The 21,288-nt window shown below is 59.1% G+C and carries 16 protein-coding genes; 5 read left to right on the forward strand and 11 right to left on the reverse strand.

Annotation, left to right across the window (positions count from 1 at the left end):
- Positions 1-315: 315 nt before the first annotated feature.
- From H0482_RS02630 to H0482_RS02645, 4 genes are all read right to left on the reverse strand, one after another.
- Positions 316-2,256, reverse strand: a complete 1,941-nt coding sequence (locus tag H0482_RS02630) for a tetratricopeptide repeat protein (RefSeq protein WP_193728455.1) — start codon at positions 2,254-2,256, stop codon at positions 316-318.
- A 124-nt stretch (positions 2,257-2,380) separates the two neighbouring features.
- Positions 2,381-2,776 (reverse strand): hypothetical protein, encoded by a 396-nt coding sequence (locus tag H0482_RS02635; RefSeq protein ID WP_193728456.1) that lies wholly within the window; start codon positions 2,774-2,776, stop codon positions 2,381-2,383.
- A gap of 111 nt (positions 2,777-2,887) precedes the next feature.
- A complete protein-coding gene (locus H0482_RS02640; RefSeq protein WP_193728457.1) occupies positions 2,888-4,039 on the reverse strand; it encodes a glycosyltransferase in 1,152 nt (383 codons plus the stop codon).
- A 15-nt stretch (positions 4,040-4,054) separates the two neighbouring features.
- Positions 4,055-5,113: a glycosyltransferase family 4 protein gene (locus tag H0482_RS02645; RefSeq protein ID WP_193728458.1), complete on the reverse strand. Its 1,059-nt coding sequence runs from the start codon at positions 5,111-5,113 to the stop codon at positions 4,055-4,057.
- Between the two features lie 246 nt (positions 5,114-5,359).
- On the opposite strand from H0482_RS02645, the gene H0482_RS02650 reads away from it, so the two are divergent.
- Positions 5,360-6,277 (forward strand): hypothetical protein, encoded by a 918-nt coding sequence (locus tag H0482_RS02650; RefSeq protein ID WP_193728459.1) that lies wholly within the window; start codon positions 5,360-5,362, stop codon positions 6,275-6,277.
- A gap of 23 nt (positions 6,278-6,300) precedes the next feature.
- Here H0482_RS02650 and H0482_RS02655 read toward each other — a convergent pair whose 3' ends face one another.
- A complete protein-coding gene (locus tag H0482_RS02655) occupies positions 6,301-8,430 on the reverse strand; it encodes a GumC family protein (RefSeq protein WP_193728460.1) in 2,130 nt (709 codons plus the stop codon).
- A 280-nt stretch (positions 8,431-8,710) separates the two neighbouring features.
- Between H0482_RS02655 and H0482_RS02660 the strand changes: the two genes are divergently transcribed.
- The 3 genes from H0482_RS02660 (at position 8,711) to H0482_RS02670 (ending at position 13,453) form a co-directional block, all read left to right on the forward strand.
- A complete protein-coding gene (locus tag H0482_RS02660; RefSeq protein WP_193728461.1) occupies positions 8,711-10,924 on the forward strand; it encodes a LamG-like jellyroll fold domain-containing protein in 2,214 nt (737 codons plus the stop codon).
- 305 nt (positions 10,925-11,229) lie between these two features.
- A complete protein-coding gene (locus H0482_RS02665) occupies positions 11,230-11,997 on the forward strand; it encodes a sugar transferase (protein ID WP_330998174.1) in 768 nt (255 codons plus the stop codon).
- A gap of 76 nt (positions 11,998-12,073) precedes the next feature.
- The gene (locus H0482_RS02670; RefSeq protein ID WP_193728463.1) at positions 12,074-13,453 is read left to right on the forward strand and encodes an O-antigen ligase family protein; all 1,380 of its coding nucleotides are present in this window, start codon (positions 12,074-12,076) and stop codon (positions 13,451-13,453) included.
- Between the two features lie 23 nt (positions 13,454-13,476).
- Here the strand turns inward: H0482_RS02670 and H0482_RS02675 are convergent, their stop codons facing one another.
- Genes H0482_RS02675 through H0482_RS02700 form a run of 6 tightly spaced genes read right to left on the reverse strand, consistent with a single transcriptional unit; the run spans position 13,477 to position 19,441 of the window.
- Positions 13,477-14,217 carry an SDR family NAD(P)-dependent oxidoreductase gene (locus H0482_RS02675; protein ID WP_193728464.1) on the reverse strand — a complete coding sequence of 247 codons (741 nt, stop codon included), beginning with the start codon at positions 14,215-14,217 and terminating at the stop codon, positions 13,477-13,479.
- A gap of 2 nt (positions 14,218-14,219) precedes the next feature.
- Positions 14,220-15,518 (reverse strand): class I adenylate-forming enzyme family protein, encoded by a 1,299-nt coding sequence (locus H0482_RS02680; RefSeq protein WP_193728465.1) that lies wholly within the window; start codon positions 15,516-15,518, stop codon positions 14,220-14,222.
- Positions 15,515-15,760, reverse strand: coding sequence for an acyl carrier protein (locus tag H0482_RS02685; RefSeq protein WP_193728466.1), 246 nt, complete (start codon positions 15,758-15,760; stop codon positions 15,515-15,517). The genes H0482_RS02680 and H0482_RS02685 overlap by 4 nt, the downstream gene beginning before the upstream one ends.
- 49 nt (positions 15,761-15,809) lie before the next feature.
- A complete protein-coding gene (locus tag H0482_RS02690; RefSeq protein WP_193728467.1) occupies positions 15,810-17,261 on the reverse strand; it encodes an MBOAT family O-acyltransferase in 1,452 nt (483 codons plus the stop codon).
- Between the two features lie 36 nt (positions 17,262-17,297).
- Positions 17,298-18,335, reverse strand: a complete 1,038-nt coding sequence (locus tag H0482_RS02695; protein ID WP_193728468.1) for a hypothetical protein — start codon at positions 18,333-18,335, stop codon at positions 17,298-17,300.
- Positions 18,332-19,441, reverse strand: coding sequence for a glycosyltransferase 87 family protein (locus tag H0482_RS02700; protein ID WP_193728469.1), 1,110 nt, complete (start codon positions 19,439-19,441; stop codon positions 18,332-18,334). Before H0482_RS02700 ends, H0482_RS02695 begins: the two co-directional genes overlap by 4 nt.
- A 557-nt stretch (positions 19,442-19,998) precedes the next feature.
- On the opposite strand from H0482_RS02700, the gene H0482_RS02705 reads away from it, so the two are divergent.
- Positions 19,999-20,778, forward strand: coding sequence for a metallophosphoesterase family protein (locus tag H0482_RS02705; RefSeq protein WP_193728470.1), 780 nt, complete (start codon positions 19,999-20,001; stop codon positions 20,776-20,778).
- Positions 20,779-21,288: the final 510 nt, after the last annotated feature.

The following is a 21,288-nucleotide window of genomic DNA, read 5'->3' on the forward strand; positions in this document are numbered from 1 at the left end:
CGGAGACAAAGGCCGATCGGTGCCGCTGAGGCATTTCGGAGCGTCTGCGGCTTGCCTGAAACGGCATCTGACCCATCGTGTGCAGTGGCTGCAGCACCGGTCGCACCTCATCGAGATAGGTTGCCCGGCGAGCCGGCAATGACGATGGCGCGAAATTTCATCCCAATTCACAAAGGCTATGCCTATTTGGCCACGCCTCCTGAGGCGGCAAGCATCTTGCGCGGCACAGTTCGGGCCGCCCCCTTCTCTGCGCGAGTCAATCCCTCGCCTCGCCATTGATCGGACCGGTATTGAAAGCACGTGGAACCTGATCGTTCAGCTTTCCGTCTCCACGGCGCTCACCGCAGGATCGAAAAGATAATTGGCCAGCACCTGCACCGCACCATCGGTCAATGGCCCGGCGTCGCAGGTGCGCTCCGCGCCGACTTGTTCGCAGGCGGTGCGCATGGCTCCAATCGTAGCGGTATCGAGCATGCCATGCAGCGGGCCCGAGTACATTCCCCGCTCCTTCAACCGCTTCTGCACGATATAGACATAGGCATGGGCATTGGAAGTGCGGAGGTGACGCAGAACCTGGACGCCAAAACCGCGCTTCAGCTTGGAAAACTCCGCATCAATCGCCTGTAGATTGTCGACAATTGGTCCATCGGGCGCGGCAAGATAGATCCGCTCCACCGCCACGCCTTCCGCGCCAAGTACCGGCTCGAGCGAGGCCAGGAGATTTTCGGCGGCTTCATGGTCAGGCTGCACAACCAACCCATAACCTTCGCGATAGAGCTGCAGCAGATAGCGTGCGGCCGCGGCGTCGCCATTGCGCGCGCCGTCGAGCAGCATGGACAACACGCCATCAAGGCCACGGCCCGGGAATGTCCCTGCCAGTTGCAAGCGCGCCAATTCTGCGGATGCTCCCGGCAACCCGCTTTCGACGGCCCCGGTCAGAAGGTTCAGCGCCTCGTCACGATGCGCCACGGCAAGCGGTCCCGACACCAGCGCCTGCGCCAGATCCAGGATGGCGTTGGAATTGCCAAATCCCAGCGCCATCTCGAAATAGGCCTTGGATGTATCATAGTCCGCCTGCACCAGATCATTGACCGAATAGAGGTCGCCCAGACGAATGGCGGCCGTGGCGTCGCCCTTGGAGGCGGCGGTCTTGAGCAGTTCAATCCCCCGCGAAGGGCTCGCAAAGGGCTGGTTCAGATCGAGATAGAGATTGCCCGCATAGCGCTCGGCGCCCGGAGCGCCCAATTCGATGGCTCGATTATAATATTCCAGCGCCTTGCCCGGATCGGGCGCCAGGCCGACCGCGCCCAGTCGATAAAGATCGCCCAGCCTCAGCAAGGCGGTGGCATTGCCCGACGCCACTGCCTTTTCTAAATATGCCAGTGCATTTGTCAGGTTGACGGGGATGATCTCGCCACGCAGGTTATAGTCGGCCAGCGCCAGATAGGCCTGCGGATCGCCCTTCCCGGCTTGCTCTTCCAGCATCCCTATCGCGGTTTCGGGGCTGGCGGATACGCCCTCGCCATTCAAATACATATCGGCGACCCGCCGCGAAGCGACGGCATATCCCAAAGTCCCTGCATGGTTATAGAGCGCAAGCGCTTTGCCCGGATCAGGCGCGATGCCGGACGCGCCACTGCGGTAAAGATCGCCCATCGACACCATTGCCGGCGTATTGCCGACGATCAGTCCCATCTCGAAATATTCAAGGGCGCGCTCGGGATCGATGGGGACGCCGCGCCCCTGAAGGTAGAGCCCACCCAATAGATTGGCGGCATTGATGTTTCCCGCGTCAGCCGAATTCTGTAGCAGATCAAGTGCGCGATCCCGGCCGGCCGCGCCCAATTGCGTATCCAGCACAAACGAGCCCAGGGTAAGGACGGCGCTGGCATCGCCGGTTTTTGCGGCCTTTTCCAGCAAATCCAGGGCTCGTTGCGCGTCGGGCGGCGCACCATGCCCCCCTCGCCGCACCAGATTGGCGAACTGCACCTGCGCATCGACGATACCGGCATCGGCCGCGATTTCGAGATATTTCGCTCCCTCCAGGGCCTCGCTCGGATCAGGCTCACCCGCCAGCAATCCACGGGCCAGGGCAAAGGCCGCGCCGGCATTGCCCGTATCGGCTTCGGCGCGCACCGTCACCAATGCCTCGCCATACATTTCTTCGTAAAGGCCATTGTCGGGCGGCAATGTCGCGGTCTGGCCGTATGCCGTCGTGCTCAAAGCAAGCGCGGCGATCATGCTGACGATGCGCATCACGGCGCCCCCCTCAACTTGCCGACGCGACATGCCAGTCGACGCGGCAATATTCGATACTCAACCGCTGCACCGGCTTTGCGGGGCCTGCCGGGTCCGACTGGCGCGGCGGCCCCACAATCGTTCAATGCACGGTGAAATAAACCGCGCCTGCCACCCTTGAATTGCCGGGGTTCTGGCGCGAGGTGGCAATATCTGCCTTCACGAAACCGCTGCCGGTCAGCGTGTCTCGAACGGCCACGCATTGCAGCCGCGCAATTTCCCGCGCCGCATCACCGCTATCCGTGGCGACGCAGACCAGCTCGATCTTGCAGCCGCCCATCTTCGCGCTACGCCCATATCCGGCAATGTCCCGCTGTTGGCTGGGGACAATTTGCGACCGCGACGGGGGAATATTCTGTAAGACAATCGATCCGGGCGTCGCGCAGGAGGTCGATCCATCCTGCGCCAGAACCGCCGATGCACCGGCCAAGGTGAATAGTGACGCCACGATCGCCAAGACACTTATCGCACGCTTCATTCCGACCCTCCATCTGGAAATAGTCGTCGTCGATATCGAGCAATATTGGAGTTAATCTCGCCTCTTAGTATACTGTCAATCGACAGAATTCAAAAACGGTCAATTGTGATCTTATTGGGCCGACCGTCCACCGTAGGCCATCACGCTCCCCAGCACATCCCAATATCGCGCGACGGCGACTTCAAGGCCATAGCGAGCGGCGCCTTCGGCAGCGGCCTTGCCCAGACGCTCCCGTTCGCCGGGCAGAACCAGATGATTGAGCGCCTCGACCATCGCAGCCTTGTCATTGGTCGGGACCAAGAGGCCGTATTTTCCCAGATGCAGGCCGGTGGTCTGCCCTTCCGCCCGGTCATCGAGGATTTCGGCCGGGCCGGAGCGACAATCGGTCGAGATTACGGGAATACCCGTGACCATTGCCTCGACCAGACCGTTGGGAAAGCCTTCGTCGTTGGATGGCAGGACATAGGCAAAGCCATTGCTGATCAGCGGGAATGGATTGGTCTGGAAGCCGGGAAACCGGGCACGCCCGGCAAGTCCCAGATCGTCGGCCAACGCTTTCAGTTCCTGCTCCAATGGCCCTTGTCCAAGGATCACCAGATCGAAATCCACCAGCCGCGAGGCGGCGAATGCCTCCAGCAGCAAGGCAAAATTCTTGCCCCGTACAAATCGGCCCATAGCCACGATATAGGGGCCGTCCGGGAGATGGGCAGGCGCTTCCTCGGCTAGCGTCCGGATCGCCTTCGCATCGATGGGATTGGCGATGATATGCATGCGGTCACGCTCCACCCCGAAATTGTCGACGAGGTCGTCGGCTATGCCCGTTGAAACAGCGATTACGGCATCAGCGCGAGAATAGGTGCGGCGGATAATGAGGCGCGACACCAGGCCCGCCACGCCGTGCTCGTGGTGCGCCGAGGTATTCGAACGCTCGCTGATGACGGAGCGAAAACCGAGTGCCTTTGCCGCGAGCACGGTGGCAATATTGGCCCGGGTGAGGAAGCTCATGATCAGACAGGGGCGCAGCCGGCGAAGCAATGAAAAAAGCCGAAACACGGACGGCATTGATTTTCCATCACAATCAAGCCTGTGGACTCGCACCCATGCCGGGATGGCGTAAGCATCGTCCTCGTTGTCGAGAAGAACCAGATGAAACTCGAAGGCATCGAGCCGGTCGCGTGAATATTCGACCAGACGCATCATCACGCGCTCGGCGCCGCCACCGGCAATCGAGTTGATCACAAAAACAATCGATGGCTTTTTCACGCGCAGAACGCACCTTTATAATATTGCCAGATAGACTGAATTCGTTTTCCGCGCCACGTCGTCCCAATTGAGGAACCCTGCCCGGTTCACCACAAACCGCTCCGGGTTCGTCAAGGCCGCCTTGAACGCCGCCACAATTGCATCGACATCGTGCCGGTCGACGAAATTCTCCGGCATGAGAGGCATTTCTCGATTTTCCGGAAGGTCGCTCACCAGAACCGGACATCCATGGGAAATGGCCTCGAGCGTCGCGTTGGAATTTCCCTCGTGATGCGACAGATTCACATAAAGAGCGCATTCGCTCAACTGCTGGGGCACCTCGCTTCGCATCGCCGCGCCGGTCATGATCACATGGGGCGTCGTGAGCGCGGACAGGCTGGCCACATAGGCCGTGTCACTGAGGCTCCCGACGATCCGCAAGTCGAAATCGGGGTTCTCTACCGACAGCAATGAGAACGCCTTGAGCAAGGTGTCGATATTCTTCTGGAAGGTAACCCTGCCAACCGCGAGGATATAGGGCCGTCCATGCCTCCATCCGGGCCATTGCGGCTCAGGGGCGTCAAGCGCGTTCGGGATGGAATGAACCCGGGACGTGATGCCGTGTCCGTTCAACCTGCGGGTCAGTGTGTCCGACACGGAAATGACCGCATTGGCAAATCGCAACTGAAACTCGGCGGCGAGAAACCCCGCTTTGCCGACCAGACCCCACTTGGCCAGAACGTAGTCGGCGGAGCCATAGCGGACCACAACCCGCAGACCCAGCAGCTTGTAGACCCAGAGAAACAGCGCCGCGCCCAGGCCCTGCAGATGCACGATATCGGGGCGCTGTCGCGCCGCGTAAAAAATGCCGGCGCAATAATAAATCAGCTTGTCGGTCTTCAGCAGCCAGAAGGTGGGAGCCGGAAGCAGCTTTACGCCGCGATAGGTTGGCGCCCGCACATTTTTCTCGAGCGAAAGCAGCGTGACTGCATGACCCGCCTCGACCAGCCGGGGAAATAGCTCTTCGGCGTTTTTCTCTGCACCGCCCTCAACGTCGGGGATTCCCCGCGCACCGATGACTAGGATGCTGGCCATCTGTTGCCGAATTCTCCGATACAATCGGCGTCATGAGTCTATTAATCGACCACTGCAACATGGATAGCTATTACTAGCTGACCATCATTATCACTTAGCAGGATAAGCATTTCAAATGCAAGAATACAGCAACTCTGCTAAAACCAAATGAATTTGAGCGCAGAGCCGCCCATCACTACCATCAATCAATTCCAGACCTGGGAAAACTGTTCGATCGTCGTTGCATGCGCGCCCAGGAGAGTGGTCATGAACAACCATCAGCGTGAACCTGACAGCACCATCGAGGGACTGATCAATCGCCTGATCGAAATCCACAGGAGCGCAGGCCGTCCCAGCAGTGCCATGTCTCATGCCGAGCGAGCAGCGCTTGCCGGCGAAGCCATCCAGATATGGTGGGATATTTATGACCGGCTGGTCTTCTGGACCCAGTGCGAACTTCTGGGCCAGGATCTGTTGCGCCAGAACTTCGATCTTCTGGTCATGCTTCGGGACCGTGGCCTGCTGCGGCAGGAAACGGAACGCAGGCTGTCGCAGGCGCTGGGTTATTATTTTTCCGTCTCTGACAAATCCAGGGCCAGCGACGTGCTGATGCCAATATTGGGAAGCGGACAGGTGGAGGTGATGTCGCTGCTGGCCAGAGCCGGCCTGAATGCGCCGCATGCTTTCCTGGCTCGACTACTGACCCCGAATGCAACGGACAATTCCTATCTTAGGTCTGAGCTGGCCCGCCTGACGGGAGCCCTGCCCGACCCGAGCCATGCGACAGACCGCGACCTGGACCACGCCCAACCGGGCGAAACCACGCGATGGAAACTGGAAGCGCTGCGGCAGGTCCGCGCCATGGTGGGCGGCGGGCTGAAGAAAATCGCGGCCCTGTCCGAAGTGGCCACCGCCCTGAAGCGCAGCATAGACGAAATGCAGTCGTGGGAGCGTGATCTGGTCAAGTTCGGCGACTACGAGAACGACCTCTTCTGTGCTGAACTCGCCGGCGAGCTGGGAGACGAGCTGCGCGCCAGCCATTATTCCAACATCAGGAACTATCGGTTCTACGGGTCATTCAACGGCGTTTACAATCTTGAACGCGCATCGACATTGGCCAATCATTTGCGGCAGGTCCGGATGTCGGACATTGCCCAAGGACTGCGCAGCGTGCGTTCATCCTGATCGCCGGGCAGCCCGGTAGCGGGCTAATCCTCATTGTAATAGCCGCCATATTTGCGGCGGTTCAGGAATTTTGACTGCTCCGCCTGGCTCAGGACACCCATGATTTCGGCGTCGTCGCGCTTGGCGTCGGAGAGCGCCTGAAGCGTGGCTTTGGCATCGCGCTGCGACGTGGTGGAATAGCGGGTCACGACCACGATTGCGTTCGCATATTGCGCAAGATGAAGGGCATCAACCACAGCGCCGACAGGCGGCGTGTCGAGGACCACGATTTCGTAATTGGCCTGCGCAGCCTGGATCAGGCGGCCGAACAACTCGCCTGTGACCACCTGTCCACCCCGAATTTCCGCCTTGCGCGCACCGATGACCACCCTTGCCCGGGTCAGTCGATCCGTCACCGCAATGGCTTCGAGATCGGCGCCTTCACCGCCCTCGTTGAGGAAGTTCAACAGCTTGGGCGATGCCGGCATGCCTAGATGCACATGCACGCTCGGCTTGCGCAGATCACAATCGATCAAGAGGGTCTTCTTGCCTGCGAGCGCATATGCGCGTGTCAGCGACATAGACAGCGTCGTCTTGCCCTCATTGGCGTTGGCCGAGGTGACCATAACCACCGGGCCAGTTTTGGTATTGGCGTTCCAGCTCCGCCGGAAGGCCTGATCGACCCCGACCTGCAGGCGCCTGATCGACTCCGCGAAATGCGAAAACGGCGCAGAGATCATCAGGTTGGCGAGGCTCTCTTTTGAAGCTGAGCCTCGTTGCCGGGGAATGGTGGACGCAACCGGCATCTTCAGGACCGAGGACAATTGCACGTCGGAGGTGAAGCCGCCGATGACATTTTCACGCAGGAAGGCCAAGCCGATGCCCAGTCCGAGCGAGAGCACGCCGCCCAGAAGCAGGAGGAGCCGCGTATCGGGGAACGACGGCAGTTCCGGAACAAGGGCCGAAGAAATGATGCGGCTATCGGCAACCTGAAGGAATGACTGCGCTTCCAGATCCTTGAGGCGCGTCAGCAGCGTCTGGTATTGGCTTCTCGCCAGTTCGGCGGTCTGCTGAAGCTCGTAGATATTGGTGACGATGGCCGGCGGCAGGTCGCTGCTGAGCACGGACGAACGCAATTGCAGCTGCAGATCGGCCGCGCGCGCCTGTATCGAGGCGATCTGAGCCCGCAGGCCGGTCAATTGATTGCCCGCCTCCACGCCGAGGGCGGCCACGACCTGGGCAAGTTCCGCCCGCAATTCAAGCTCCGCCGGCGAACCGCTGGTCACCGAGGTCAGCCTTTGTTGCAGGTCACCCTCGCGCTCGCGCAAGCTGCGCAGCGTGTCGCCCTGGAAGGCATCCGCAAGGCCAGCCCAATTCCGCGCGGCGATGTCGGTTTCCGCATCGTCGGCCATGGCCGTCAAAAGCTGGCGATTGGTATTGAGGACCTCGAGTTCATTGCGAACCTGGTTCAGATCCGTGCGTCCCGTTTCCGCCACGATGCGCTCAACACTGTCCGCAATGAAGCTGTCCATCGCCTCTTCGGTCTCGATCACCGTAGCCGAGGCCTGCTGAACCCGCTCCTCGATAATGTCCCGGCTCGCCTGCGTCGCGGCGATCTTGGTCTCAAGCTGTAAGCGGATATAAACGTTGGCCAGAATATTGGCGATATTGGCCGCTGTCTCCGGATCATCCGCGGTAGCGGAGATCGTTATAAGAAAGGTAAGCCCGTTGCGAAAAACGCGAACAGCGTGACGCAGCTTGGTCTGAGCCGCCATTAATTTGCGCTCGGGTGTCACGGGCACAGGATCAGCCAGCCGGAGCATGGCCATAAGGCGTTCTCGAACATCGAAGACCACATCGAATTCGGGATCGTTCAGCAATCCAGCCTCGTTCACGACCTTGAGCAACGTGCTTTCCGCGGTGGCGATCTGCACCTCGCTATCGACACGCGCATCGGCCGAGCCGAGCGCCGCCCCCGGCGCGGTCGGGTCCAACAGATTTTTGTCGCTGGTGTCCACGAAGATCAGAGCAGACGCGGTATAGGCTGGCTGAAGCGCAAATATCCCCAAAACCGCCGCGCTCATGACTAGGACAAACGTTATCGCGATGAGGCGCCATTGGCGACGTAGCACGCCAAGCGCGCGGATGATGTCAAAGTCCTGGTCATTGATCATCTTATGTTCAACCAAACCCTGCCGTCAGTAATGTCAGGCATGGCCTTGAGGCCTGTCAACACCAAGACCTGACAAGTTATTATCAACAATTCTATTCGGAACCGCTCACCCAGACATGGATTTTGTCTCGCTAAGCCAATCGTTGCACCAAGGGATAATGGAATGACACAGGTGAAAGGCATCGAACAAGTGAGAATTGATTGCGAAGAATATTGAAAGACATTCATCTATCAAACATCATGCATGCACTGCCTGGGACAATACAAGCAGGTTCATCGAAATGAATCGATCGCCACGCGAATCCGAAAAAATCGACCGGACTGACCTGTCTCGCCGCTCATTCCTTGTCGGTGCAGCCAGTCTGGCAGCGTCCCCTGCCCTGGCGCAGGCCGTTTCGGGCAGCACGGCCTTTGTTTCGCCGGACGGCGAAGGCGACGGCGTCTCGCCCGAAAATGCCGCGCCATTCGCCGCCCTCGGCGAACTGATCCGCGCAGTCGGGCCGGGCGGAACGATCTACATTCTCGCCGACAGGGGCGAGTATCGTGATTGGGATACCGCAATCATCGACGCCGGGGGCACCGCTTTGGCGCCGGTAAATATTCGCGGCGTGGATAGCGGCCTCCGCCCCGGAAATCCCGTTTTTTTCGGCTCCAGAACTCCGTGGACCCGCCCGATCGACGAGGGCGCTGCGCTCAACGCCGCCGAATTCGGCGGCAACACCGCGTTCGAGTTCACACACAATGCCGGCCATCTGCACTTCTCGGATATGTCTTTTTCCGATGTGGGCCGGATTTTCAATTTCGCCGGTCAAAGGGCGCGTGGCATCACGATCGAGGATATTGCCTTTCTCAATGTCCGAGACGGTTTCTTCACTGATGAAAATTCTGAACTGGAAGACGTCGTCCTGCGGCGCTTTTCCGGCGTGGGCTTCTCCAAAAAAGGCATCCGCATGCACGGCAGGTCACATGGCTGGCTGGTGGAAGGCTGCGACCTGGATAGCGGGTGGCAGTTTGGCGACAACTTTTCAGTAGGCATCGAACTCAACCATGAGGCGCACGACCTGACGATCCGCGGCGGCTACACGATCAATGGCCTGGATACCCAGGACGGCGACCAGGAAAAATACTGGAATGCCGACGGCGTGGCGGCCGAGCGCGGCAATTACAATGTGCAGATCATTGACCACAAATCGTCCGGCCACAGTGACGCTGGCTACGATCTCAAATCCGAGAATACCAGACTGGTCCGCTGCATATCGTCGGACAACAAGCGCAATTACCGGATCTGGGGCGGCATCGGCCGCGACCCCACCCAATTGACCGATTGCCAGAGCCTCAATCCACGAACCCGCGGCGGCATTGGCGCGAGCGCCCATCTCTGGCTACCCGGAGCCGACGACGATATTCCGGCCGCTTCGGTCATTTTCACAGGCGGCGCGCTCAAGGATTCCAGTCCCGGCAGCACGGCGGTCTATACGGATGGCGACGGCGTCACCGTTCATTTCATCGACGCGGACATGCTGGGCCTCGGCCATCGAGAGAGCTTGTTCGAGGGCGAAGGAGACAGCGGCAGCCAGATGATCATTGTGGGCAGCGCGTCCGAGCCGGGCCTCACCGGCATCGCCACGAAAAAAGACATCACGGCTATTGAAGGCTTGAGCATTGCCGTCCCACTGGTCGCCGATGGCCCCGCAAGCTGGCGCCTCATTGACGACGGCCCCGCCGCTGGCCGGTTCCAAGTCCTGGGGGACCGCCTGAAGGGCGCGGCAGGCATGAGTGGAACCAAGGACACGCTCATCGTGCAGGCTCGCGGGCGCAATGGAATTGCCATTACCAGCAGCTTGACGGTCTCGGTGGCGCAAAACCCGATTGCTCAGGGGGTGGCTTTGGCCGTGTCATTTTCAGGGCCGGATGGGACGAAGTCGGCCATAGACCGCACCGGTCTCAATCCGGTGCAATTTGCCGGCGACGCCTCGATCCAGGACGGAGCCGTCGAATTTTCCCGGGGCGACGACTTCATCACCATCCCTGACAGCGACAATTTCTCCTTCGAAGGCCCATTCACCCTAGACACTGAATTCATGCTCGATGACCCCCTCAAAGAGGGGGGCCAGGACGTCCTATCTCATTGGGGTGATGCCTCCCGGCAGCGCGGTTACATGATCCGCGCAGGAGAAGACGGCGCCCTCGCCTTTGTCTGGACCTATGACGGGTCCGACAAGAATATGTCCGTGATCAACGGCCCCATTCTCGAGGCCAAAAGATATTACAGGATACGCATCGATCGCGACACGGCCGGCACGGTTCGTCTCTATGTCGATGGCCAGATGGTGGGAAGCATGCCCGGCTCGTCGGCACCAATTCTCAATTCAGCGGTCGCCCTGCGCATTTCCGGGCGGGAAAGCGGAAAATATGGTGCGAACGGACGTATGCGATCACTCACGATCACCAAGGGATATGCGTTGGCGGGCAGCGATGCGGGCTATCAACCTTGACGCCGACTGTTTTTAAATTTCTACAAACAACTCGAAACGAGCGGCCATATTACACAAATTGGGCCATGTCTATTGTACAAATATCACGTCTATTGATTTTAATACTTTGTAAAAAGTAATTTTCATCAAAAAATATCGTCAAAAGGCCAATATGATAATCTTCGCGATTGCGCAATGGTTAGGAAATAGTAAAATCAACCACTGGGGCGGCGTGTGACAAATAAGGTTCGGATCGAATGTCAGCACATGACAGCCGTAATGCCGAACCTGACCCCCGCATAGAGGCGGGCTTCAGGTCGGTTCTTGTGTTTACACTGAATTTGTGGCGAGGGGGCCAGACGGCCCAGGCTTTTGCCGACGAAACACAGCTCCACGACACCACCGACCTGCACATCATCAGCAAGAGCGGCCTGCCCTCCTTCTGGATCGAGGGCATTCCAGCGGCTGCCGAGCCGTCGGCAACACGCTCCGTCAACGTCGCACTCAAGCGGATCTTCGACATTGCCTTCGCCTTTGCCGCCCTGGCAGCCCTGGCGCCCTTGTTCATCTTGGTGGCACTGGCGATCAAACTGAGCGATCGCGGTCCCGTCTTTTTCACACAGCCCCGCGTGGGGAAGGACGGAAAATCCTTTCAGATCATCAAGTTTCGCTCGATGTATGTCGAAGCCTGCGACTATTCGGGAGCCCAACAGACCGTCGCCGGCGATCACCGGGTCATGCCCATCGGCCAGGTCCTGCGCAAGACCAGCATCGATGAACTGCCGCAACTGGTGAACATCCTGCGCGGCGAAATGTCGGTCGTCGGCCCTCGCCCCCATGTATCGGACCAAATCGCGGCCGGCCGACCCTATGTGCAGGTGGTTCCCTACTATGATTATCGCCACGCCATGCTGCCCGGTTTGACTGGCTGGGCCCAGGCCAATGGTTTTCGCGGTCCTACTGTGGACTGGCAATTGGCCAAGGATCGCATCGATCACGACGTGGCCTATATCCAGAACTTTTCCTTCGTTCTGGACTTAAGGATCATCCTGAAAACCGCCATCCGCGAATTCTTCACCGGCAGCGGGTTCTGAGTTCTTGAGCAATTGTGGTCGGCTGGCATCCGGACACACTTCAATAACAAAGCCTTAGCAGTTGCGGGAAACAAGCGTGTCGACCCTCCTGTTCGTACCAGTCATGATGCCGATCGCCATTCTGGGGCTTGCGGTCTTGGGCTGGTTGCTGATCACGGTGCGGGCGCTATCAGGTCAACCGCTGACCATGAAGTTCCTCTATCTGGCCCTTTCAATTCGCTATATGGCGAATTTCTTTCATGCCCACACGGCTTTCACGCTGACCGCCGGCCAGTCGATAAACTCGCTTATCGGGCTGGCAATCGTTGGCTTCGGCCTGATGTTGTCGCGCAATCACCTGCTGCGGTACCGGGCGTTCCTGCCGGTCTATCTGTTCATCGGGATCATGATTTTCAGCAGCATCTATAATGGTGGGTCGCCCGGATTGCTCAATGCGGTGCTGCGCCAGGCCATGTTCCTGGTGCTGGTCATCAGTTTCATCCGGGTGCTGGACAGCGCCCCCCATGACGGCAGTTTTCCGCACAGACTGCTCAGCATTTTCACCATTCCGCTGCTACTCCAGCTCGCCTCCATCATCCTCGACATCCGCAATCAATTCGAGGCCGATGGATCGGAGAGCTATATCGGCGGCTATGTACATGAAGGCGTGTTTTCCGCCCTGCTGTTGTGCGGCCTGTCCATAACGGTCCTGTCCCGCGGACTACCATGGCGGCGCGCCACGCTCTATGCGGCGATTTTTTTTACCGCGATCATCTTCGCCAATTACCGCACGGCCCTGCTCGCCGCCCTTCCCCTGATGGCGGGACATCTGCTGATCGGCAGCGGTCAGGGATTCAAGGCAGACATGGCCATGCTCGTGCGCATCCTTGTGGGCGTCGTCACTGTCGTCATCGCAATTTTACTGTTTTCATTCCTCGCGCAGCGCCTTGTCGATATTGCCACGGCGGCGTCGGATATCGGCAGCCTCTTCACCGCGCCTGAGCTCTACAGTTCAAGCGACCGCGAACTGTTCTCCGGCCGCGTCTTCATCTGGAGCGATTATGTGTTCAGGACGATCACGGGCAACCTGTCCAATATCCTGATCGGCTTCGGGCCCGACGCCTGGGAAGGAACCTTCACAATCTACGCCCACAACGTCTATGTGTCTTACATTTACGAGTTCGGCTTTCTCGGGCTGGCAGTCTACGTGCTGCTCAACCTGTCCTTTTTCTGGATGGCTCTTACCACAAGGCATTCTCGCCGCTGGGCCGTTGTCGCCTGCCACCTCGGCTATTTCATCCTGTCGATCGGCACCATGCCGACGGTGACGATTGAAGGCGTGTTCCTATACGCCACCATCTGCGGCTATACGGTCTATTACAAACTTGCCTCCACGCAGAAGACGCCATTCCTCTTCGCGGAGAATGCACGCCACCTCGCCGCACGCCGGCAACGGGGCAAATTGCGGTTCACCTGATCGGCGCTCGGGTGACCAACCCTTCAGCAGCTTATGCCGCCATCCACCAGGATGACCTGGCCCGTGACCATGCGCGAAGCGTCGCTGAGCAGGAAACGCAACACATCGAGAATGTCCTGTTCGGTCGCCAACCGCCCCAGGGGAGTGCGATTGGCAATCTGCGACAGCTGCGCCGCGGTGAGGGTCGACGACATCTCGGTTTCGACATAGCCCGGCGCGAGGCTGTTGACCGTGATCTGACGCCGCCCCAGTTCGCGCGCCAGCGCCCGGCTCATGCCATCCATGCCGGCCTTGGACGCGCTATAAGCGGCCATACCGTTATAGCCGCGCGAGCCGATGATCGAGCTGATATTGACGATGCGCCCACCCGTATTCTGCCTGAGCATCGCCTGCGCGGCGGCGCGGGCCATTTCGATGGCGCCCAGCAGGTTGATGCGCAAAATTCGTTCGCTTTCCACATTCGGGAACGAGGCCAGAATGCCGGCCTGCGCGACCCCGGCATTGTTGACCAGCCCATAAAGGCCATCGTCGCCAGCGGCCGCGACAGCGGCCTTGACGAAATCATCCGCCTGCCCCTCGTCGCCGATGCTGCATTCCTGCCAAAACAGGCGCCCACCATATTCGGAGCTTCGCAATTGCTCGATGGCGTCGGTCTTGCTTCGGCTGCAAGTCGATACCCGATAGCCATCGGCAAGCAGGCCCTCGACCATCTTGAGCCCGAGCCCCCTGCTGCCGCCGGTGACGATGACATGCTTGCGTTTCATCTCTAGCCCTTCTTACCCGATGTCCGAACCTCGATTTCATCGACAATCTTGAACATGCGGGGCTGCTGGTAGGCCGGCAATTCCGCCCGGCATGAAGCCAGAATTTCTTGCCTGGCCTTCGCCGCGTCCAATCCGCTCTCCAGCACGATCTCTGCCGCCACCAGCGCGCCGCTGATCGGATTGGGGATGCCGAAAACGCGCGCCTCGGCCACGCCGGGCTGCCTGAGCAGGAAGGTCTCGATAGCCAAAGGATAGACCTTTGAGCCTCCGACATTGATCGTGGCGTCGTCGCGCCCAATGATGCGAACCCGTTCACCGGCTATCTCGACGCGGTCGGAGGTCGAGAGCCATCCATCGCCAAGCAGGGGCTGGCTGGCCTCGGTCAGGTAGCCTCGCATGGCATTGGCGGTCTTGATCTGCAGGAAACCGTCCCGGACCCGGAGTTGAACAGGCCCATCCATCCTATCCAGCCAATTGGCGGGAAAGCCCTCCTGGCCGTCATGTACGGCATAGACCACGCCAGCCTCCGTCGAGGCGTAAGTATGGGTGATCCGCGCTTCGGGAAACGCCGCCCGGATGCGATCAAGCGTCACCTGATCGCTCGCCTCGCCGCCCAGGGTAATCTGCCGCAAATCCAGTTCGCCAGGTCGCGCCACCATGAGCAAGGATCGCCAGAATGTCGGCGTACCGCTGATCTGGTTGACGGCGTAGCGGCGGGCCGCCTCGTAGAAACCCGCCGGATTCCGCTGCCCGGCAGCCACAACCAGCCCCTTTGTCAGCGCTGCTGTAAGCACGACCTGGACCCCGGCAAAGCCGGTCGTCTGGTAGGTCAGCAGCCAACGGCCATTCGCGACCGCACCCTTTCTGGCGCCATTGCGCACCCGCGCCAACAAAGTCTCAAGGGTGTGCGACGCCACCTTGGGCCGCCCGGTGGTTCCCGATGTCATCATCAGGATGCGCCCGGAAGCCGGCGCTGCTTCCAAATCGCGCCACACAATCTCCTCGCCAATGACGAGTTGCACGGAATTGTCGGCACAGATCGCCTCAATATGCTCGTCCGGCACCGTCACATGGGCGATGAACAGGTCGACACCGGCCCGGCTGCATGCATCCACGGCGCGCAGCACATGCAGCGGATCGTCGCTACGCACCATCGCACGGGTGACACCCCGCGCCGCCATTTCAGCGATCAATTCGTCGGCCTGACGCCGCACGTCACCCCGGCTGAATTCCCCGCCGCCCGAAGCAACCAATATTGCTGTCGGCGCGGTCGCCAGGTCCAAACCGACCAGCGCGCTCATTTTGCGTAGAGCCTGGCCAGCTCCCCAGCAGTACGAAAATCGATGAAACCGCGGGCGAATGGATCATGGCCCATGGTGCCCTCCAGTTCGGACACCAGCATGGCCAGATCAAGCGAGTCGATGGCCAGGGCACCGCTGAGCAGTTCCGTGGCGGGGGTAATGTCGGGCACGTCGGCGCCCTTGTCCTCGAGGATCTGGCTTACTGCACGTTTGATCTCACTAAAGGCTTCAGTTTCGTTCATTGTCGTCTCCCAGTTAAACTATGTTCAGCACTCGGGTACGGATTGGGGGTCAAAATCTGAAATAGATGAACTGCCCAGCGCCATCGAAAGCGCCGAACAGCACGATGGCCAGCACCATCACATATTGAAGGCCCCAGCTTCGCCAGAGCGGCGGTTCAGCGGCTTCGCCTACCTTGCGTTCGGGGAAAAATTCCGGGGCCATGACTATGGCGATGCCGAGGAAAACCAGCAAAATGTCGGTGTTGTCGCCCTGCACGACTGAAGCAATGCCACCGCCAAAGTTGCCCCAACCGGTCCATATATTGCCCATCATGAACAATGCGTCGCTCATGTCGGCAGCGCGGAACAGAATGTAGGCGAAGCACACCAGCAGGAAAGTCCGCGCGATTTTGAAGCCGGTATAGAAACGCGGATATTTCGTCAGCCCGATCTGCTTGGCGAAACGGTTCCAGGGCTTCTGCACCAGCAGCGAGACAACGATATAGGCGCCGTGCAGCGCACCCCAGACGATGAAGGTCCAATGCGATCCGTGCCAGAAGCCGGACACCACGAAGGTTACCATCAGCGCGATGAGGATCAGGTTGTAGAGCTTTATCTTGATCCGCTTGGAGCGAGTGATGGGTGTATAGACATAGTCGTTGAGCCAGGAGGTGAGGGAAATGTGCCAGCGCTTCCAGAAGTCCTGCACCGAGACGGCAAAATAGGGCCGGTCGAAATTCTGCATCAGCCTGATGCCAAGCATCATGGCGGCGCCCAGCGCCATGTCCGTATAGCCGCTGAAGTCGAAATAGAGCTGGAAGGCATAGAGCCAGGTCGCAAAGCTGGTGGCTACGCCGTCAAAGTCCTGCGGGGCCGAATAGACGCGATCGACGAATGGCGCGATCCGGTCCGCCACTACGACTTTCTTGAAGGCTCCCCATAACAGGAGCTGGAACCCGGCAATGGCCAGGGGAAAGCTGAACCCGGGTAGAGCATGCAATTGTGGCAGCAGGTTCCGCGCCCGTTCGATCGGCCCCGAAACCACTTTTGGGAAGAACATGACGTAAAGCACGAATAGTCCGAAATGACGTTCGACCCGTTCGCCACGATAGACATCGACGATGTAGGAGATCACCTGGAAGGTATAGAAGGAAATGCCCAGCGGCATGATGAGCGTGATCAATGGCTCATCGCCCCCGCCCCGGCCCGCCAATGGCGCAAGCAGGTCGTTGAAGAAGGGGGCATATTTGAACATGCAGAGGTTTGCCAGCAGCAGCAGCACGCCCAGCGTCAGGCGGCCTTGCTTCGCGGCCGCGCTCGGGGCCTGTTCGATGGCAAAGGCGATAAGATATCCAACAGCGCTCGCCGCCAGGATTTGCAGCAGGAAAACCGGCCCGGCATAGGCATAGAAAAACACGCTGGCAAGCAATAGCCACACCCAGCGCCAATTGGCCGGCACCATCGCATATCCGACCAGCACCACTGCGAAAAAGCCAAGAAACTCGAGTGAACTAAAGCTCACGTCATTCCTCCCTGGCGCTGTTTGCAGGGTGCCTCTTCATCGTGCCGGCCCGCCGCATGTCACCGGATTGCCATTGATGATGTCGCCAGCGAGCTGTTCGCTTCGTATGGGGCGGCCGTCCCCGTTCAGGTGATAAACGGTGTCGAAAAACAACGATGGATCAAACAAATAATCTTTTGGCGGGCGTGGGGAACGACCAGGCAATTCGGCTTCGACAAGCGCATAGGCCTGCTCGATGGGCTCCGGCCGCTGCGCATAGGCGGACGCCATATAGGGCGTATAGGACACGACCACGCGCACGCCCCGCGCTTCCATCTCGTGGGCGAAGTCGGCAATAACGGGAATGACCTCGGGATCGACGTGATCGCTGAACACCGCCTGTTCGATATTGCCCTGCCATTGGACGCCGACATGGCTGGTGAGGTCGCCTTCCGGGGTAAAGCCGGCAAAGGACTCGATCTCGTTGATCGCCTCATTGGCCCTGACCGGCTTGCCGGAGGTGCGGATCATCGCGACGGTGTCGACTATCATCCTGCGCAGTTTGGCGCGGGCGGCGAGCGGAATGCCTATTGAGGCGGCTTGCAGGCGTTGCTTCCATGTCATGAAGCCCAGCGCTCTAGGATTGGCCTTGCTGACCCCGAACAGATTTGCCGGCGATCCATCGATCGACTTGAAATAATTGTCCCATTCGAAGGCCAGGACGACGACATCGCCTTTGCGCAATGCCGGCTTGACCTCCTCGAGCATGTAACGGACGCCGAAATATCCATTCATACCCATGTTCACGACGGGGCAATCGGTAACCTCTTCTATGATCGGACTGACGATACCGAAGGCGAGGTTGGATCCGCCCACCAGCGCAATCTTGTTACCTTCCAGCGTGTTGAGCCTGTCCTGCTTCAAATTGCTTGCGAGGCCGTAGTCATTTTCGTCCGGCACGAGGAACACAATGGCCAGCACTGTAATCAGGGCCAGAGCGGCGCTGGACAGAACCATTACGAGAAACCGGGCAAGCGCCCGGAATGGCCGGGTCTCCACCACGTCTGATTCAATGAGTGACCCCGCGGCGGTCATGTATTCACTCCTCTTGTGCCGGTTGCGGCAGGGACCGGGGCCGTCCAGCCCCGCGTCGCGATCTGTCGCCGGCACCAGACAAGCAGCCCAAACAGGCCGATACTCCCGACGAGCAGGTATGAAAATATGAGGGGAAGAAATGCATCGAGCCCGGCCGGGGCGGCCCACCGCAGATAGGCGGGGGAACACAGCAGCACCAAAGCGGCCAGCAGCATTGTCGGGACCGATGGGCGCCCCATCTGCCGCAGAAACGTCCACAGCCACATGATGGGAAGTAGAAGCCAACTGAAATAATGCGTCCAACTGAGGGTGCTGACGCAGAGCACCAGGACGATGATGAGCATGAGGTCAGCCTCAAACTCATCCTTGCCGACCAGCCAGTTCCGCCACGGCGCTGCCGCCCACAACGCCAGCAGAGCGAGCAAAGCGGCTAGCGACAAGCCGGCATAGCGCAGCGCGGCCGGAACAGGCAGCGGGCTCCAATTATCCAGTGCGTCCACGCCGTAATGGAACCGCGCCAGCACCGAAGCGATGGAATGAGAATTACGCGCGGCGACGACGTCCTGTGAAAAGGTTCCCAGATTTGCGGAGAACCATAGGACGTGCATGTCCCAGCCGAAGATCCAGATGGACAAAATCGCGCTCGCCAGCAGCACACTGGAGACACCGAGCACCATTTGCCAGCGAAACCGCACCAGGGCGTAGAGACAAAGGAGGATCAGGGGCGGCTTTATCAGGGCTGAAAGCCCGAGCAGCAGGCCGGCACCGAATTCTCTGTTCTGGCGCAGGTTGATGACCGCCAGAACCAGCACAAGCAACAGGAAATGCGTCAGATTTCCTTCGCGGAGGCTGTAGATCAGCGGTCCAAAACCTGCAAACATCAGCAGGCTGACACCCCTTTCCACTTCGTTGAAGCGGAAATGGGCCGCAGCCAGCCACCAGGCGGCAATCAGACTCGTCACCCCCAGAGCGGTGTAGATCCATCCGGCCAGATAGGGTGGAAGCAGGGCAAACGGCGTGAACAGATAGGCCAGGACCGGCAAATTGACGAAGCCGCCATCGACGCCTTTACCAATCAAAGGCATCAATCCGGCTGGACCGCTCAATACAGCTGATCCAGCACTCCAATAGACCGGAACAAAATCCTCGAAAACCGGGTCGCTATGCGAAACCATAAATATAACGGCGACAAGTAGAATAGAAAGGATGCATGAGGCCGGCCAAAAAAATTTACGCCTCTTATCGCCCTTATCCAGCCACCAAAGAAAAAAACTGCACCCAATCAAACCCGCGCAGTGCAATAGAATGAATGTTACTGCTCGCATGATACGGTATCCGAATACGCGATACGTAAACACTGCCGAACAATGCCAGTCTAATGTTTGGCAGGTCTATTTGCTCCTGTAGAAAAGCATATAATAACTGAATCACGCAAGCAGCCTAACGCGCTCGATGTCGATTTATCTGCGAATGTAGCGGGGGCGACCCGTCGCGAACATTACAGACCGGCTTCTCATAGCCGGGACGAAAACTATCGCTCCAGACCGCAGCGGCACTGTTCACCGGCGGTTTTTTGGCCCTATATTCCGGAAGCCGGTCCGACCTGGCGGTGACATTCCAGTGTTTCGTTGCTCGGGCGGCCCAAATTCCGAGGTGCCGCCCAATGCTGTCTGGCTTGCGCTCCCTGCTTGGTTTCGGCAACGCAGTCGAAAGGGCCCTGCCCGCCCGACAGCGCCTTGCACTCGATAGCGCCCCGGCGGCCATCTATGCGGTCGGCGACGTTCACGGCTGCCTCGATCAGCTATTGCGGCTTCACGAAACAATTCTGGCTGACGGCGCAGATATTTCCGGTCAGAAGCTCATCCTGATGCTCGGCGACTACGTCGATCGCGGGCCGGATTCCGCCGAGACGCTGGACTTCCTGCTGGAACCTCTCGATGACAGTTTTCAGCGGCTCTGCCTATGCGGCAATCATGATGACATGATGCTGGCCCATATCCTCGATCCGCAGATTTCGTCCTGGCTAGACTATGGCGGGCTCGAAACGCTGGCGTCCTACGGAATCGACGTCCTGGCCTATCGCGATGCGACGCTGCGCCAGCGCAAGGCTCTGGTGGAAAGCCATATCCCACAATCGCATCTGGACTTCCTCGCCAATCTGCCGGTCCTGGTGACTGTGCCCGATGCCATATTCAGCCACGCAGGCATTCGCCCTGACCTTCCCCTGAACGAACAGGCCGATGCGGACCTGATGTGGGTGGTGCACGATTATGACGCCAGCGCCTATTCCGGCCTACCCCTCGTCGTTCACGGCCATACGCCGATGCCAGAACCTGTGGTTGAACTCCACCGCATCTGTGTCGATACCGGCTGCTTTGCCACCGGAACGCTTACCGCCATACGTCTGCAACACGGTTCAGAGCCGAAAATACTGGCTTCCTAGACCTCAGGCCTCACCACCGGCCAAATCCGCAAGAATGAGATAGCTAGAAGCTGGAAACTACAAACGAAAACAGCCCCTGCGTGACGAACCACAAAGTCAGCAGAACCAGCCAGCCTGCCAACGCGGCACCCACGACGACCCAGCCACGCGGAACGACAAGCGTATTTCGGGTCCGGGTCTCATTTGCTGCTGAAGGGCGCATCGCGATCTCCACACGACCGTCGGTTCTCGAGGCGGCACATGAGAGCCGTCTCCCCTAAATGACCTCACGAGCCCATTGTCAGGGCCTCATTGTACAGCCCGTGCCGATCAATTCACTAACGTCAGAAACGGCGACGAGGTTCACTATGGGCCAACCTGCGCCGACTTGATTAATACGCAGGATAGCGCTGCAATTAGTCGAAACTGCGCCTGCATTTATTAACAATTCGTTACCAGAAACGCACTCAATCCCCTTGAATAGAGGGTAGCCGCAACAGTGTATTGCGAGAATGCAGGGTGGTAAGAAAT

This window comes from Devosia faecipullorum (assembly GCF_015158295.1).
GTDB lineage: Bacteria > Pseudomonadota > Alphaproteobacteria > Rhizobiales > Devosiaceae > Devosia > Devosia faecipullorum.

Coding starts and splice junctions, on each gene's coding strand:
- H0482_RS02655 (WP_193728460.1), bottom strand. CDS start 8,430: ATGATCAATGACCAGGACTTTGACATCATCCGCGCGCTTGGCGTGCTA.
- H0482_RS02645 (WP_193728458.1), bottom strand. CDS start 5,113: ATGGCCAGCATCCTAGTCATCGGTGCGCGGGGAATCCCCGACGTTGAG.
- H0482_RS02680 (WP_193728465.1), bottom strand. CDS start 15,518: ATGAGCGCGCTGGTCGGTTTGGACCTGGCGACCGCGCCGACAGCAATA.
- H0482_RS02675 (WP_193728464.1), bottom strand. CDS start 14,217: ATGAAACGCAAGCATGTCATCGTCACCGGCGGCAGCAGGGGGCTCGGG.
- H0482_RS02695 (WP_193728468.1), bottom strand. CDS start 18,335: ATGACCGCCGCGGGGTCACTCATTGAATCAGACGTGGTGGAGACCCGG.
- H0482_RS02685 (WP_193728466.1), bottom strand. CDS start 15,760: ATGAACGAAACTGAAGCCTTTAGTGAGATCAAACGTGCAGTAAGCCAG.
- H0482_RS02705 (WP_193728470.1), top strand. CDS start 19,999: ATGCTGTCTGGCTTGCGCTCCCTGCTTGGTTTCGGCAACGCAGTCGAA.
- H0482_RS02630 (WP_193728455.1), bottom strand. CDS start 2,256: ATGCGCATCGTCAGCATGATCGCCGCGCTTGCTTTGAGCACGACGGCA.
- H0482_RS02650 (WP_193728459.1), top strand. CDS start 5,360: ATGAACAACCATCAGCGTGAACCTGACAGCACCATCGAGGGACTGATC.
- H0482_RS02660 (WP_193728461.1), top strand. CDS start 8,711: ATGAATCGATCGCCACGCGAATCCGAAAAAATCGACCGGACTGACCTG.
- H0482_RS02635 (WP_193728456.1), bottom strand. CDS start 2,776: ATGAAGCGTGCGATAAGTGTCTTGGCGATCGTGGCGTCACTATTCACC.